Below are 14045 nucleotides of genomic sequence, written 5' to 3'. Positions count from 1 at the left end.
AAGTTTTTGTGCTATTTTGATTTACTATTCGGATGGAATGCGTATCTTGGGACTATGAATAATGTAGAACGCCACCAGTTTATAATCAAGCAAATTGAAAAAAATGGTCATGTTTCTGTAGTTGATTTATGTGAAGAACTGAAAGTTTCTTCTGTTACTATCCGCAAGGACCTGCAATTTTTAGAGGATGAAGGTATGGTATTTCGTACCCATGGCGGAGCCACCAATGTGAATCCCTATCAAAAAGACCGTACCATAAATGAAAAAGCACTTTTGTATTCGGAAGCAAAGAAGTGTATAGGGGTGGCCGCTGCCAAATTAGTGGAACCAAACGATTCCATTATTATCGCTTCGGGTACAACGATGCAGTATTTTGCACGGGAGATTGTACCCCAGGAACGGTTAACGGTGATCACATCTGCTATCAATGTAACGATGGAGTTGATCAAACACGAAAGCGTAGATATTATTCAGTTGGGAGGCCCGGTGAGAAAGACATCTTCTTCTATTAATGGACGTTATGCAGAGGACTTATTGGGAGATTTCTTTTGTTCTAAGTTATTTATTGGCGTTGATGGTATCGATTCGGAATTTGGAATTACGACAACAAACGCACAAGAAGCGTTGTTGAATCGTAGGATGATGGAATCAGCACACAAGGTCATCGTTTTGGCCGACTCTTCGAAATTCGACCGAAAAAGCTTGGGTAAGATTTCCGCCTTATCCAAAGTAGACATGATTATCAGCGATAGCATACCTGCTAAATATCAACAATTGTGTGAGAATCTAGGGATTGAGTATAAAATATGTGGCGTATAAGCTTAGCTACCTGCTTTCTTCATCTGTGCTTCTAGTATGCCGTCGATCACAATGTGGATGTTTCCTGTTAAACTTGCATCACGCCGTAGTTCCGAGAGCGTGACTTTCGTGTCTTCTCGAATCTTTGCCATGCTATATGTGTTGATCGACTGGATAATGGGAATGGTAATGTACTGTTTGGCTTCTGCAATTTTCCCGCCGAGTATGATTACTTCTGGATTGAACAGCTGTATAAGGGTAGCAATACCTTTGCCCAAGCTGTTTCCGAGCTTGGACAACATGCTTATCGCAAATTGGTCGCCCTGATTGGCGGCTTCGATAACGATATGTGGCTCTATTTCATTGATTTCCTGCCCGGATAAGCGGTTTAGCAGGGAGTGCTGTCCCGACTTGATGCCTTCTTTTACCATTCTGGCAAGGGCGATTCCAGAGGCTACGGTTTCCAGACAGCCTCGCTTCCCGCAGTAGCATAAGGCGCCGTCATCTACAAAAGGCATGTGGCCGATCTCACCGGAAAATCCTTTAGCTCCCTTTCTGATTTTTCCATCCATGATAATGCCTAAACCAATTCCCCAATCCAATAAGAGGACCAGTGCGTCTTGTCGGTCTTTGGCCAATCCGTGACGAGATTCAGCAATGGTAGCCGATTTGACGTCGTTTTCAATAAATACCGGATAGGGAAACATTTGTTCGAGATTCTCTTTCAAGTTAAAATCCCCTTCGGAAAGATAGGTGTAATTGATGTATTCCTTACTATTGATCAAGCCGGGCATACTCATTCCGATTCCAAGTATTTTGCTTGTATCAATGTCTGAATCCCGGATCAGCGCATCAATAAAATCTCGAATCGTATTTAGAACGGATATATCCTTGGAAATGGAAAGCGACAATTGTCTAATGCCGCTAACATTATTGTTGTTGTTATCAAAAATGGCCGCCCGTACGTGGAACCGCTCCATGTCTATGCTAACGACATAGTAAGAGTCATCCTTCAATCCATAGAGATCTGGTTTTCTTCCGCCTACAGATGTACCCTTCCCTTTTTTTTCTATCAGGCCAAGATCGATAAGTTCTGTCACTAGATTTTGGCACGTGGGATGGCTTATACCAAGTTTTGTGAAAAGTTCTAGTATAGAGGATGCGCCATTTTCGTATAACTGTTTTATTAAATTAATTTTTTGAACATATTTTTTCCGGTCGACATTCCCCATGTCAACAATGTCTTGATGAATAGTACCAAGTATAGGGTCGGCTAGTGACATCTGATGTAATTAGAAGTTATTGTTCTTTAAAATTTTTAATAAAGATAGATCTTATTTTTAAATTTTATGTTAACTTAACAAATTTTATAGAAAAAATAATTTATCTTTTTGTTTTACTGAAAAAAATAGCATAATTTGGCTGTTAAGAACTCAGCATATAGCCGTGGAATATCAAAGCATAAAGAATATTTAAGACCTAATTTAATCAATAATCAAGCATGAGTGAAAACAAAACATCAAGACGTAATTTTCTGAAGACGACGTTGATTGGTGCGGCAGCTTTTACCATAGTTCCGCGACATGTACTCGGCGGTAATGGTTTTTTGGCACCCAGTGACCATTTAACAAAAGGAATAATCGGTGTAGGAGCTATGGGAAGAGGGCATTTTAAATATGCCGGTACAAAAACCGTAGCCATTTGTGATGTGGACACCAGGCACTTGTCATTGGCGCAGAAGGCTCTCGGTGGAGGCGTGACAGAACATCACGACTTCCGGGAATTAATTCAGAACCCCGAAGTGGACATTGTACATATTGCGACACCTCCGCACTGGCATGGTATCATGGCTGTGGAAGCAGCTCGTTCGGGTAAAGATATCTGGTGTGAAAAGCCGATGACGCGTACCATTGGGGAAGGCAAAAAAGTGAAAGAAGCTATAGCGCAACACGGAAACATTTTTAGGTTAAACACTTGGTTTCGCTTTGATGCCAACTTTTATGGCATGAACGTGCCTGTTAAAAAGATCAAGAAACTAGTGGACACGGGTATGTTGGGATGGCCATTAAAAGTAACGATCAGCAAACATACCGGATTTGACTGGAAGTTCTATTGGGTGGGGCGGGAAGATCTGCCTGTAGAGCAGGCACCGAAGGAATTGGATTACGAGATGTGGCTGGGGCCGGCTCCATATAAACCCTATAGTAAGCACCGCGTGCATACTACGTTCCGTGGATATTGGGATTATGACGGAGGCGGGTTAGGTGATATGGGGCAGCATTATCTGGATCCTGTGCAATATTTTTTAGGCAAAGATGACGAAAGTCCGGTAACGATCGAAGTGGATGCTCCTCAGCAGCATTCGGACGCTGTGGGAACCTGGCGAAAAATTACCTACACCTACGCGGATGGATGTCAGATCGTATTGGATGGAGCGGGCACGGAAGAAGGATTGGCGTATATCGAAGGACCGAAAGGGAAATTGTATAAAGGTTTCGTTTCGGACATCCCAGATATGGAGCGGAAACTCGCACAATATCCAGACCCTGCTCCGCAGATGACCGATTTCGTCGAGGCCTGTCGGACAAGACAGAAATTTGCGTTAAATGAACAGAATGGTTATTATTCGGCTACGCTGGTTAATTTAGGGTTGGCGGCATTACGCCTAAACCGTACGTTGAAATTTGACTCCGACAAACAAACCTTTGTGGATGATGAAGCGGCTAACAGATTAATTGACCAACCTATGCGTGGTCCTTGGATTATTTAGATGAACCAATCGGAAAACAAATGAAAAAAGTATTTAATACCTTATCAGCACTGTTGCTTATACAGGTCGCGGCATACGCCCAACAACCGGCAAACAGAACTTCCGCAACAAAAATTGTGGATGTGTTGGCGCAACAACCTGCTGACGAAATAAACAAATTTACCGCTGCCATGAAGGAACTCCAAAACTTCACGGCCGAGGATATAGCAAATCTACTTACCGGCTTGAAACCGCAGGGGGCAAGTAATGCGGCAACGGAATATGCGGCCAATTCTTATTCCTTTTATGTGATGCAACCGGGTATGGAAGTGCAACGCGAAGTCTTTTCCCAGGGATTGATATTAGCGTTGGATAGATTGCAAGATAAAGACAACAAAGGTTTTGTATTGCAATTGATGAAGCAGGCGTCAAAAAATGAGGCGATCGATGCGCTTGTTCCGTACTTAAAAGACGAATATTTGGTTGATAAAGCGGCGATGGCGTTAAACGGTATCCGTACGCCGGAAGCGGCGCAGGCGTTGTCCAATGCCTTGACGTCTTCGGCATCTGAAAAAACAGCTATAGCTATCGTGGGTGCTTTAGGCGATCTGCGTTCGAAAAACGACGAAGAAGCTATTATTGCTACGTTAGCACAATATACTTCGGAGAATTACCAACGCAACGCTTACACGGCATTGGGTAAAATTGCGGGAACGAAATCGGCTCCGGTGTTTCTGGCAAAGCTGAAGGAAGTCAATTATCAATTTGATAAAACCAATATCGGCGGGCTGACATTGGACTATGCCAATAACCTGTTGGACGAAGGGCAGCAAAAACAGGCAATTTCGATAGCGAACACCGTCGCTAAAGAAGCCGCAAAAGCAGAAGCCCCAACGTTACAAGTCGGCGCATTAACACTCTTAACAAGAGCGAACCCTGCAAAGGCACGTAAACAGCTTATGAAGGCAACGACAAGCAGTGAACCATTATACCGTGCAGCTGCATTGGACCTGCTGGCAGAAAATGGAACAGACGCGGATACTAAAAAACTCATCGGTACGTTGCGCAAATCATCACCAGAGGTACAAGAGAGTATTCTTAATTACCTAGCGGCTGAGGGTACGGAAGCACTCGTTCCGGATATCCAAAAATCATTGGGCAGTCTAAAATATACGAGAGCAAAAATTGCAGGTTTAAATACACTCTCTAAACTATCTAGTGATGGTAGTACAGATTATCTAATTTCGGAGCTACCGGAAGCCGATGAAGCAACAACGCAAGCTATCGAAGCATTACTCTTGTCGTCGAAAGATTCAGCGGTTGTTGACAAAATAAACGCGGCGATTACCGGAGCGGATACCAAAACACAGGTAGCGCTGCTTAATGTATTGGCGACCCGCACCAATGCAAATTCATCTAAAGTGGTTTTACCGCTGTTGACGGCCAGCGATAACAACGTGAAAGCCGCTGCATTGAAAGCATTACCCAATGTGGTGAATCCCGAAGACGTAGACGTGTTGATTGGCATATTGGCAAATACACCAGAAAGTGATGCGCGTTATGTGCAGGAGGCCTTGGTCATTGCCTTGAACGCACGCAGTGACAAGGACGCGAAAATAAGTCAGTTGGCGGTAGAGACCTCGCGAAATCCTTTGCCAACTTCTGCTAAAATTTTCCCGGTATTTGCAGGTTTAGGTGGAGCGGAATCATTGCAAACTGTCGAAAGCTTTTTGAAAAACAAAGAACTCAAAAATTCGGCCTTGCTCGCATTGGCGAATTGGTCTGATCCGGAAGTATTGCCGACATTGATCAAGTTATCCCGATCGGAACGTGTTAGTGAACATTTTGGTGCAATTTTTAACGGTCTAGTCAAGCAGATCAATGCGAGCGACCATACCAATGAACAGAAAACGTTGCTGTTAAAAGATGCTTTTGAGCTGGCAGAGAATACGGCACAAAAGCGTACCGTATTGAGCAACCTCCAAGCAACTGGTACTTATCAGGCGATGATGTTTGCAGCCCAATACATGGACGACAAAGACTTGAAAGGTGCCGCCACCAATACCGCATTGAACATCGCTACGGATAGTTATGCGTTTATCGGAACAGATGTTCGTAATATCCTGAACAAAGCGATGGAGAATTTGACAGGGAACGAAAGCTCATATTTACGGGAAGCTATTATCCGCCATCTCACCGAAATGCCGGCAGGAGAAGGCTATTCATCTATCTTTAATGGCAAGGATCTTACCGGATGGAAAGGATTGGTTGAGAATCCGATTAAGCGTGCGACGATGGCTCCACAGGAGCTGGAGCAAAAGCAAGCTGCTGCGGATAAAAAGATGCGCGATAGCTGGAGGGCTACCAATGGTGAACTCGTTTTTTCGGGAGAGGGTGATAACATCGCTACCGTGAAGCCGTATGGGGATTTTGAAATGTTGGTGGACTGGAAGCTGGATCCGAATGGGAAAGAACCTGATGCCGGCGTTTACCTTCGCGGTACACCGCAGGTTCAGATATGGGACATTTCGCGCACAAACGTAGGTGCAGAAGTTGGGTCTGGCGGTCTATACAATAACCAGAGGCATCCATCTAAACCGCTGAAAGTGGCCGACAACGCATTGGGTGAATGGAATACCTTTAAAATCCGTATGGTAGGTGAGAACGTGAGCGTATGGTTAAATGGTGAATTAGTGGTGGACAATGTCATACTTGAAAACTATTGGGATCGCCATCAATCGATTTTCCCAGTTGAACAGATCGAGCTTCAGGCACACGGTTCCCGGGTATGGTATCGGGATATATATGTAAAAGAATTAGCCCGTAAAGAAACGTATACGTTAAGCAATGAAGAAAAAGAAGAAGGCTTTGTGATGCTATTCGATGGGCGTGATCTTGATCAGTGGACAGAAACATCAGCTTACGAAATAACCCCGGAAGGCTATGTCAGGGCGAACCCCGATGCGAAGTTTGGCAAAAATCTATATACGAAGGAAGAATATGCTGATTTTGTCTATCGTTTTGAATTTAAACTGACTCCTGGTGCCAATAATGGTGTCGGTATCCGTACTCCACTAGAGGGAGATGCGGCATATGTCGGTACCGAGATCCAGATTTTAGATAACGATGCAGCAGTTTATAAAAATCTAAAAGAACACCAGTATCATGGATCTGCTTATGGCATCATCCCGGCGAAACGCGAAGGTATGAAGCCGTTGGGGGAATGGAATACACAAGAAATCCGTGTCCAAGGGGATAAAATTAAAGTAACACTTAACGGTGTCGTTATCCTCGATGGCGACCTTGCGGAAGCTTCAAAAAATGGAACGTTGGATGGTAAAGATCATCCCGGATTAAGGAGAAAATCTGGTCATATCGGTTTCCTCGGTCATGGTTCGGAAGTTTTTTTTAGAAATATACGGGTAAAAAGACTTTAAAAGAGCATATTTGTTAACCCAAGAGAAGGAGCTGTTCTATTGCAGCTCCTTTTTTGTGCAAACTATTTTGTATCTATGTTGTCTTATTGATAATAGTAAATAATATATGTTTGGTATTGACATCAAAAACATGCTTATAGGAAGTAGTGAATGGCTCTTTCTTGCGGAAATCATCGTCCGTACTGCCATTATGTTTTTGATGATTTTATTAGTGCTCCGTATCTCGGGAAAAAGAGGTGTACGCCAACTTACCTTATTTGAGGTGGCCATTATATTAGGGTTAGGATCGGCTGCGGGTGACCCGATGTTTCAAGAAGATATCCCTGTTTTTTACGCTTTAGTTGTTTTTGCGGTCGTCATCGCGATCTATAAGATATTGACGTGGCTGGCAGCAAGATCAATTTCCGTGCATCGAATACTGGAGGGTAAAGAGATGACGGTGGTTAAAAACGGCATGTTTAATGTAAAAAGTGAAAAAGACGAGGATTTTTCTACCATGGAATTTTTTGCGGAATTACGTAATCAATCTATTGAACATTTAGGACAGGTCAGAACGGCGGTATTGGAAATAGATGGTACGATGAGTGTGTTGTTTTATACCGATGCGGAAATGAGGTTTGGTTTGCCATTATTTCCAGATGCTTATCAGGAAGTCGATATAGCGACCTTTGGCGGCGGTGTATTGGCTTGCATGCACTGTGGGTGTATACAGCAGCATGGTACTGTTCTGGAAGATCCGGTATGCCCACGATGTAAGTACGATAAATGGGCTATTGCATTGAATACAAAACGGATAGCATAACGCTGGTCAGTCTCCTATAGCTTTTTTTAGGTAAATACGTAAACTATTAAGGGCGTTTAGTTGTTGAAGAAGCAGTATCCATAAAAAAGCGAAGAGAAGTAAAGGTTTAAATTAAAAATGGAAAAGACGAAAATTTTATTGGCCGAAGATCATTTGGTGGTTCGAAACGGGATTAAGCTTCTTTTGGACGCGCAAGCTAATTTTGAAGTCGTAGCAGATGTAGGCAGTGGTAGGGAAATATTGGATTTGATAACAGCTGGTGTAGAAGCGGATATTTTAATTACGGATTTGACCATGGATAATGTGGATGGATTGCAGTTGATTAAAGAATTGAATCAGCGAGGTATAAAGATGTATGTGATTGTATTGTCTATGTTGGATGAGGAACACTATGTCGCACAAAGTTTCCAATATGGAGCGAGAGCCTATTTGGTGAAAAATGTCACAGCAGACGAAATGCTTTTTTGTATAAATCATGTGGCTAAAGGTGGACGTTACTTGTGTGAGGAGCTTACGATGAAACTGGTGGATAAACTTATTAATAAGGAAGAAGCCCAATCATATAAAATGGATCCAGCAGAGTTGTCACTCTCCTCACGCGAGATGGAAGTGTTGGAATTGCTGGGTGAAGGATTAACTAACCTGGAGATATCAAAGAAATTGTTTTTGAGTAAACGAACGGTGGAAGGGCATCGCCAAAGTTTAATCGATAAAACAAAATCGAAGAATACACCCGCCTTAATCAAATTTGCTATTCAAAATGGATTACTGAAATAGTTTATGGTGGATATAATAGCAAAGCCGGTTATGCAAATAGACGACGAAGCGCTGGCGGCGTGCGGAGAATTTCTGCAAGCCCATGGTCTTAAACTCTTGTGTGCGGAAAGTATGACTGCAGGATATTTAAGTTCACTATGGTCATTGGAGTTTCACAGCGGCGATTATTTTTTGGGTTCGCTGGTCTGTTATGATGATCAATGCAAAACACAATTACTTGCTGTTCCAAAAAATAAAATCGAAAAATATTGTGCCGAATCGGCCGTGATAACCTTGCGCATGTTAGATGGATTAACAAGAACTTCCATCACTAATGCCGATGTGTTTATTAGTATAACAGGCTTGGCTTTTAAAACAAACAATCCAAAACAAAAAAGAGAAATAGGAACTGTTTATTATGCATTTCGCTATCAGCGGGAAAAAAGAATCTATAAAAAGAAGTTTTCGGGAGATCCGAGCGCTATACTCATCCAAACCTGTAACAGCCTGTTTCGGGATTTGATTACTTGGCTTCCTCGTGTAACATCTAAAAGTTAGATAGATAACGTATAACGAAAATTGGTAAAGGGGTAAAATTAAAAAGGTCATTTTTTTAAAATTCCAGAACAAAAACAAGATATGTTGGTTCTATAAATAGACAATAAATTTAAAAGGAGGAAACAATGAATAAATTAACATGGAAAGGTCGTTGGAACGAAGTAAAAGGAAAAGTTAAACAGCAATATGCCGATTTAACAGACGACGATTTGTTATATGCAGAAGGTAAAGAAGACGAATTGTTAGGAAAATTGCAGAAAAAAACAGGCAAGACAAAAGAGGAAGTAGAGGATTGGTTAAATAATTTGGATTAATATACCATCCTGTTTTTAATTGCAAAACTAACAGTACGTTGGATGAAAAAGAGGCTGTCTCTCAAAAGGGACAGCCTCTTTTTGTATAGCTACATTATCAAAAAATAATGGAATTAAGCGTTTATACGGTTGGTTCTAACCTTTTTACGGTTTTAGCCGGGAATTCTACGGGAAATAAAAAAACACGGAACTATCGCGTTTATGAGCTGTTATATTGACAAATAAACGATAAACGTTATGGCACAGACAAAAGAAAACGGCAACATGCCAAATGCACACCTACACGAACTTTTAGTTGATGAAATGCGGGACATTCTGGGTGCAGAACGTCAATTATTAAAAGGATTGAAGAAATTAGCAAATGCTGCTGAAAGCCCTACACTTAAGAAAGCCTTTGAAGAACATTACGGACAGACGGAAAGCCATATTGAACGTCTAAAGTCTGCTTTTTCAAATCTGGGACTCAGCGGTCGAGGAAAAAAATGCAAAGCCATGGAGGGTCTTTTAAAAGAAGCGGAGGAGATTATCGAAGAGTTTGAAGATAGTCCCGAAGTGGTAGACGCCGCATTGATCGCCGCTGCACAAAAAGTAGAACATTATGAAATCGCTAGCTACGGCTGTATTGTTACCTACGCAAAATTGATGGGACACGATGAAGTAAAAGAGTTGCTGGGACAAACGTTAGCGGAAGAAAAAGAGACCGATGAATTGTTGACGGAAATAGCAATGTCCGAGGCGAATGTCGGTGAAACCGCTTAAAATTTTTATAAAAAAGCCAGTTTCTACTGGCTTTTTTATTCCCTTAGCAATTTCATTAATCGGTTTAGTACCGTTTTTTCATCGACCTGGGGTTTCCGCTGAAGCGTAGTTATCCACTTATCTAAGGATGAATCTTCGTAAGCAGCAAGTATTTTTGGATGGATATAATAATTACGGGTGACCGTTCTCGTATTGCCCAATTCCTGCGCAACATGATCAATGATATGAATAGTGTTCTTTTTCCGTTCGGTAGCATGGAGAGGGAGAGGCAATGTAACCATATAAGACAATGCTAACAGGCAGCCATTCCAAGTCCGAAACGTTTTACAACTAACTTCTGCTAACATAGCCTCCTTAAGGTATTCGTTGATTGTGCCGGAGTCGAGAGGCCTTATATTACCTTCCTCGTCATAATATTGAAAAAGTACTTGTCCGGGGATATCTTTGACTTTCGCCAAAGCCTTAACTAACCCTTTTTCCCGTAAATAGCATTGTTGTGCAACACCTTTTTTGCCGACAAATTTAAAGAATATTTTGTTCGCAGAGATTTGTTGAATATGCTTGTTACGTAAAGTTGTCAATCCATAAGAACCATAGTTTTTTTCATAATATTTATTTCCGGTGCGGAAAGATGTTTTATCCATAATGGCTATAGCCAGCGCACACACCTTATCACACGATAATTTCTTTTTTCGTAAATCTTTTGATACCCGTTTTTTCAAAAGGGGAAGTTTATTGCCGAATATAAATAGGTCCGAAAATTTTTTTTCACTGCGTAAAGCCATCCACTTGGGGTGGTATTTGTATTGCTTGCGGTTGTTAAGGTCGAGTCCGGTTGCTTGTAAATGCCCATTTGGAGATGCACAAATCCAAACCTCCCGCCAAGCAGGAGGCAATACCAAGGAACGGATACGGGATAATATCTGCTTATTTTTAATCGGACGACCTTGTTTGTCTAAATATATAAAAGAGTCTCCTTTAGCCTTTCGACTATATCCTTTTTCTTGAGAGGAAGAATAGCGAAGACCCGATTCTGCTAATTCCTCCAATAACGTCTCCTGTTTTGTATCCATTGTAATCTGTCAATGGTTTCGAATGGCATCAACGAGTGCAGACTTGTTCATCTTATGACGACCTGAAATACCAATTTTTTTTGCTTCTTGCAGTAATTCTTCTTTTGTACGGTCATCCAGAGGATTTGCTTTGCCACCTTTTTTACTCGCGTTTGGTGTATTGGCAATACGTGCCGCTTTTTCTTTACTCATTCCTTCATCCCGTAATGCCTCATACTTCTTATCGTCTTTAATAGACTTTCCGTGATTTTTTGTCATAACAATTTTATTTTATACTTGTCGTTGAGATCTTTTAGAGTGAACCGCTGTAAATCTGAATATGTTTTGGGCTTTTATACGGTTTGGCTAGATAAAAATACGTGTTATGGACATCTAAATGTATTTATAAAGCGTATAAATACTTGTTATCCTGTGGTTTTCAAACCTAAATGTCGAACTGTTTGTTTTTATATCAACGAACAAAAACAATCTTATGGAAGACAACAGAGATCAAAATGAAATGGAAATGGATGAATCCATGCACGGCGTGCCACGGAAAGAGGTGCCAGAAGTTGCAAAAGAGGAACCTGATGATAAGCCCGCGGCTCGAACCATTCAATGGACAATCGTTATTGCCGTCATCATCCTCGCCATCGTTTATTTTGTGTTTTTCTACTAATTTCTTTGTAGAAAACACCACACAGAGATACAATGTAGAACTAAAAATTAAACAAATTCTCATGAAACAGCTTATTTTTTATACACAGTTATTTGTAGCGGCCGGCTTATTATATGCTTGCAGTGGCAACCAGCGGGAAAATATCCAGGATACACCAATAGAGCAAGATATGCCATTAAACGAAGGTATTGTGCCTATTGATTCGCTGGAACGAGATAGTTTGGATACCGTTCAACAGATGATGCCCACACCTCCACTAGATTAGGAATGTTTAAACGAATAGCATATGAACACATATAAAAAAGGTAATCCAAAGGATTTATATCCTAAACCACCTTTTCCCAAACAAGACCAACATCCGCCGGGCGTAACTTCGGCTATGCAGCCGCGGCCTGATCACGGGGAAGAGAGTTATATAGGATGTGATACATTAATAGGAAAAGTAGCGATAATAACCGGTGGGGATTCTGGAATTGGTAAAGCGGTTGCTATAGCAATGGCGCGTGAGGGAGCAGATGTCGTTATTTCTTATAAAGATGATATCGAGGATGAAGACGCATTTGATACGCGTGATTGGGTAAGACGATCGGGACGTACCGCATTGCTATTTAAAGGAAATATAAGGAATGAATTGTTGTGTAAACGAATCGTTGACGAGACAGTCGCGAAATTCGGTAAAATCGACATATTGGTTAATAATGCAGCTTATCAAATGAGTTATAATGGTGTGGAGGATATTTCTGAAGAAGAATGGAATAAAACCTTTCAGGTCAATATGAGTGCCATGTTCTATTTTGTGAAATATGCAAAAAAACATATGCCTCCCGGCTCGTCGATTATTAATACAACATCGGTGAATGCGTATAATCCCAATCCTAGTTTGCTGCCTTACGCCGCGACGAAAGGGGCTATTCAAAATTTTACGTCGAGCTTGGCCCAAATGTTTTTACAGGATGGGTCTGGGATACGGGTGAATGCTGTGGCTCCCGGACCGGTGTGGACCCCCTTAATTCCCAGCACGATTCCCGATCATGAGAATTTTGGACAGGATACCCCTATGGGGCGGCCAGGACAACCAGCGGAAATAGCACCGGTATACATATTCTTGGCATCCGATGCGGCGTCTTATGTTTCGGGAGCGACTATCCCCGCAACTGGGGGAAGAGCAACGATTTAAATTTCTAACTTCATCAATAACGTTTTAATTTGAAAATAAAAAGAATGACTATGATCAAGACTATAAAATACAGCATTATATTCCTGGCACTGGCCATGTTTTCCTCCTGTTCAGGCGGGAATGGCAGCTCTGCTGATGTGGATACAGATACCGTTTCTCCCGGGCCGGTGAGCGAGATGGATAGATCCCGCTATAATCTTAACGAACCGGATGAAATGGTTCATGAAATGCAGGATTCGGTAGCTACAGAAATCGATACGCTGATCGATTGATATGCTGGCGTAAGAAGATTGTTATCCTTTACGGAGGTATTTGGTTAAGATAACAATCGTTTGCCCTTCTATTTTACCTTCGATTTGCTCGGGGTTGTCAGGTACTAAACGAATGTTTTTAACGACAGTTCCCAACTTCGCCGAAAGAGAAGATCCTTTCACGTCCAGTGTTTTAACAAGTACAACGGTATCTCCCTCGTAGAGGCGGGTACCGTTACTATCTACATGAAACTGTACGGTTCCTTCTTGTTCGTGGTCGCCCGTTTTTTTTGCCCATTCCAGATTTTCATCATCGAGGTACAAAATGTCCAGATTATCGGACGCCCAACCTTCATGTCGTAACCTACTCAGCATGCGCCACGCTACTACTTGTACAGCTGGGTATTCGGACCACATCGTTTCAGAAAGTACTTTCCAATGTTCTGCGTCCAATTGCTCTCTCTTCTCAATTTGATCTAAACAAGTATTACAAATATAGATAACGTTATCTGCTGTTTGCTGTTCGGTTGGCGGTACGCTATATATCGTTAATGTTGCTGTGCTATTACATAATTCGCACGTATTGTTACTTCTCGCTATTAGCTGTTGTTCTAAAGACATGATAATCGGGTTGAGCTGCAAAAATACGAAAAAATAAGGAAGCTTTTGTTTAGTAGATAAGATTCAGCGGACAGAAATACCCACTATAGGGT

Annotated in this window: 16 protein-coding genes; 12 read left to right on the top strand and 4 right to left on the bottom strand. The window is 41.7% G+C overall.

Features of this window, described 5'->3' with window-relative positions; genetic code table 11:
- Positions 1–54 precede the first annotated feature (54 nt).
- The gene (locus tag EWE74_RS06250; protein WP_130140626.1) at positions 55–819 is read left to right on the top strand and encodes a DeoR/GlpR family DNA-binding transcription regulator; all 765 of its coding nucleotides are present in this window, start codon (positions 55–57) and stop codon (positions 817–819) included.
- Positions 820–821: 2 nt separating this feature from the next.
- On the opposite strand, the gene EWE74_RS06245 is transcribed toward EWE74_RS06250, so the two are convergent.
- The gene (locus EWE74_RS06245; protein ID WP_206365153.1) at positions 822–2081 is read right to left on the bottom strand and encodes an ROK family transcriptional regulator; all 1260 of its coding nucleotides are present in this window, start codon (positions 2079–2081) and stop codon (positions 822–824) included.
- Positions 2082–2299: 218 nt separating this feature from the next.
- On the opposite strand from EWE74_RS06245, the gene EWE74_RS06240 reads away from it, so the two are divergent.
- The 7 genes from EWE74_RS06240 to EWE74_RS06210 all read left to right on the top strand — a co-directional run bounded on the left by EWE74_RS06240 (position 2300) and on the right by EWE74_RS06210 (position 10173).
- Positions 2300–3568 (top strand): Gfo/Idh/MocA family oxidoreductase, encoded by a 1269-nt coding sequence (locus EWE74_RS06240; protein ID WP_130140625.1) that lies wholly within the window; start codon positions 2300–2302, stop codon positions 3566–3568.
- 20 nt (positions 3569–3588) lie between these two features.
- On the top strand, positions 3589–6984 hold the full coding sequence (locus EWE74_RS06235; protein ID WP_130140624.1) for a family 16 glycoside hydrolase: 3396 nt from the start codon (positions 3589–3591) through the stop codon (positions 6982–6984).
- Positions 6985–7114: 130 nt separating this feature from the next.
- Positions 7115–7786 carry a DUF421 domain-containing protein gene (locus tag EWE74_RS06230; protein WP_130140623.1) on the top strand — a complete coding sequence of 224 codons (672 nt, stop codon included), beginning with the start codon at positions 7115–7117 and terminating at the stop codon, positions 7784–7786.
- A gap of 117 nt (positions 7787–7903) precedes the next feature.
- Positions 7904–8563 carry a response regulator gene (locus EWE74_RS06225; RefSeq protein WP_130140622.1) on the top strand — a complete coding sequence of 220 codons (660 nt, stop codon included), beginning with the start codon at positions 7904–7906 and terminating at the stop codon, positions 8561–8563.
- Positions 8564–8566: 3 nt separating this feature from the next.
- The gene (locus EWE74_RS06220; protein ID WP_130140621.1) at positions 8567–9100 is read left to right on the top strand and encodes a CinA family protein; all 534 of its coding nucleotides are present in this window, start codon (positions 8567–8569) and stop codon (positions 9098–9100) included.
- Positions 9101–9225: 125 nt separating this feature from the next.
- A complete protein-coding gene (locus EWE74_RS06215; RefSeq protein WP_130140620.1) occupies positions 9226–9414 on the top strand; it encodes a CsbD family protein in 189 nt (62 codons plus the stop codon).
- 237 nt (positions 9415–9651) lie between these two features.
- Positions 9652–10173 carry a YciE/YciF ferroxidase family protein gene (locus tag EWE74_RS06210; RefSeq protein ID WP_130140619.1) on the top strand — a complete coding sequence of 174 codons (522 nt, stop codon included), beginning with the start codon at positions 9652–9654 and terminating at the stop codon, positions 10171–10173.
- A gap of 35 nt (positions 10174–10208) precedes the next feature.
- Here EWE74_RS06210 and EWE74_RS06205 read toward each other — a convergent pair whose 3' ends face one another.
- Together EWE74_RS06205 and EWE74_RS06200 are read right to left on the bottom strand one after the other, a co-directional pair.
- A complete protein-coding gene (locus tag EWE74_RS06205; RefSeq protein ID WP_130140618.1) occupies positions 10209–11246 on the bottom strand; it encodes a DNA topoisomerase IB in 1038 nt (345 codons plus the stop codon).
- Positions 11247–11255: 9 nt separating this feature from the next.
- Positions 11256–11504 (bottom strand): DUF7218 family protein, encoded by a 249-nt coding sequence (locus tag EWE74_RS06200; RefSeq protein ID WP_130140617.1) that lies wholly within the window; start codon positions 11502–11504, stop codon positions 11256–11258.
- A 214-nt stretch (positions 11505–11718) separates the two neighbouring features.
- Here EWE74_RS06200 and EWE74_RS06195 point away from each other — a divergent pair, with 214 nt between their 5' ends.
- From EWE74_RS06195 to EWE74_RS06180, 4 genes are all read left to right on the top strand, one after another.
- Entirely contained in the window at positions 11719–11904 is a 186-nt protein-coding gene (locus tag EWE74_RS06195; protein ID WP_130140616.1) for a hypothetical protein, read from the top strand.
- 61 nt (positions 11905–11965) lie between these two features.
- Complete coding sequence (locus EWE74_RS06190) at positions 11966–12169, top strand: hypothetical protein (protein WP_130140615.1); 204 nt, start codon at positions 11966–11968, stop codon at positions 12167–12169.
- A gap of 21 nt (positions 12170–12190) precedes the next feature.
- On the top strand, positions 12191–13081 hold the full coding sequence (locus tag EWE74_RS06185; RefSeq protein WP_130140614.1) for an SDR family oxidoreductase: 891 nt from the start codon (positions 12191–12193) through the stop codon (positions 13079–13081).
- Between the two features lie 50 nt (positions 13082–13131).
- Positions 13132–13353, top strand: a complete 222-nt coding sequence (locus EWE74_RS06180; protein WP_130140613.1) for a hypothetical protein — start codon at positions 13132–13134, stop codon at positions 13351–13353.
- A gap of 21 nt (positions 13354–13374) precedes the next feature.
- Here EWE74_RS06180 and EWE74_RS06175 read toward each other — a convergent pair whose 3' ends face one another.
- Entirely contained in the window at positions 13375–13953 is a 579-nt protein-coding gene (locus tag EWE74_RS06175) for a PhnA domain-containing protein (RefSeq protein ID WP_130140612.1), read from the bottom strand.
- Positions 13954–14045: the final 92 nt, after the last annotated feature.

Source organism: Sphingobacterium corticibacterium (genome assembly GCF_004208525.1).
GTDB lineage: Bacteria > Bacteroidota > Bacteroidia > Sphingobacteriales > Sphingobacteriaceae > Sphingobacterium > Sphingobacterium corticibacterium.
The sequence above is the reverse complement of the archived record's forward strand: the minus strand, read 5'-3'. Positions and strand labels throughout refer to the sequence as shown.

Bases quoted from the DNA above. Each gene is read 5' to 3' on its own strand.
- EWE74_RS06200 (WP_130140617.1), bottom strand. From the start codon at position 11,504: ATGACAAAAAATCACGGAAAGTCTATTAAAGACGATAAGAAGTATGAG.
- EWE74_RS06225 (WP_130140622.1), top strand. From the start codon at position 7,904: ATGGAAAAGACGAAAATTTTATTGGCCGAAGATCATTTGGTGGTTCGA.
- EWE74_RS06180 (WP_130140613.1), top strand. From the start codon at position 13,132: ATGATCAAGACTATAAAATACAGCATTATATTCCTGGCACTGGCCATG.
- EWE74_RS06215 (WP_130140620.1), top strand. From the start codon at position 9,226: ATGAATAAATTAACATGGAAAGGTCGTTGGAACGAAGTAAAAGGAAAA.
- EWE74_RS06250 (WP_130140626.1), top strand. From the start codon at position 55: ATGAATAATGTAGAACGCCACCAGTTTATAATCAAGCAAATTGAAAAA.
- EWE74_RS06205 (WP_130140618.1), bottom strand. From the start codon at position 11,246: ATGGATACAAAACAGGAGACGTTATTGGAGGAATTAGCAGAATCGGGT.
- EWE74_RS06190 (WP_130140615.1), top strand. From the start codon at position 11,966: ATGAAACAGCTTATTTTTTATACACAGTTATTTGTAGCGGCCGGCTTA.
- EWE74_RS06245 (WP_206365153.1), bottom strand. From the start codon at position 2,081: ATGTCACTAGCCGACCCTATACTTGGTACTATTCATCAAGACATTGTT.
- EWE74_RS06230 (WP_130140623.1), top strand. From the start codon at position 7,115: ATGCTTATAGGAAGTAGTGAATGGCTCTTTCTTGCGGAAATCATCGTC.
- EWE74_RS06235 (WP_130140624.1), top strand. From the start codon at position 3,589: ATGAAAAAAGTATTTAATACCTTATCAGCACTGTTGCTTATACAGGTC.
- EWE74_RS06210 (WP_130140619.1), top strand. From the start codon at position 9,652: ATGGCACAGACAAAAGAAAACGGCAACATGCCAAATGCACACCTACAC.
- EWE74_RS06240 (WP_130140625.1), top strand. From the start codon at position 2,300: ATGAGTGAAAACAAAACATCAAGACGTAATTTTCTGAAGACGACGTTG.
- EWE74_RS06220 (WP_130140621.1), top strand. From the start codon at position 8,567: ATGGTGGATATAATAGCAAAGCCGGTTATGCAAATAGACGACGAAGCG.
- EWE74_RS06175 (WP_130140612.1), bottom strand. From the start codon at position 13,953: ATGTCTTTAGAACAACAGCTAATAGCGAGAAGTAACAATACGTGCGAA.
- EWE74_RS06195 (WP_130140616.1), top strand. From the start codon at position 11,719: ATGGAAGACAACAGAGATCAAAATGAAATGGAAATGGATGAATCCATG.
- EWE74_RS06185 (WP_130140614.1), top strand. From the start codon at position 12,191: ATGAACACATATAAAAAAGGTAATCCAAAGGATTTATATCCTAAACCA.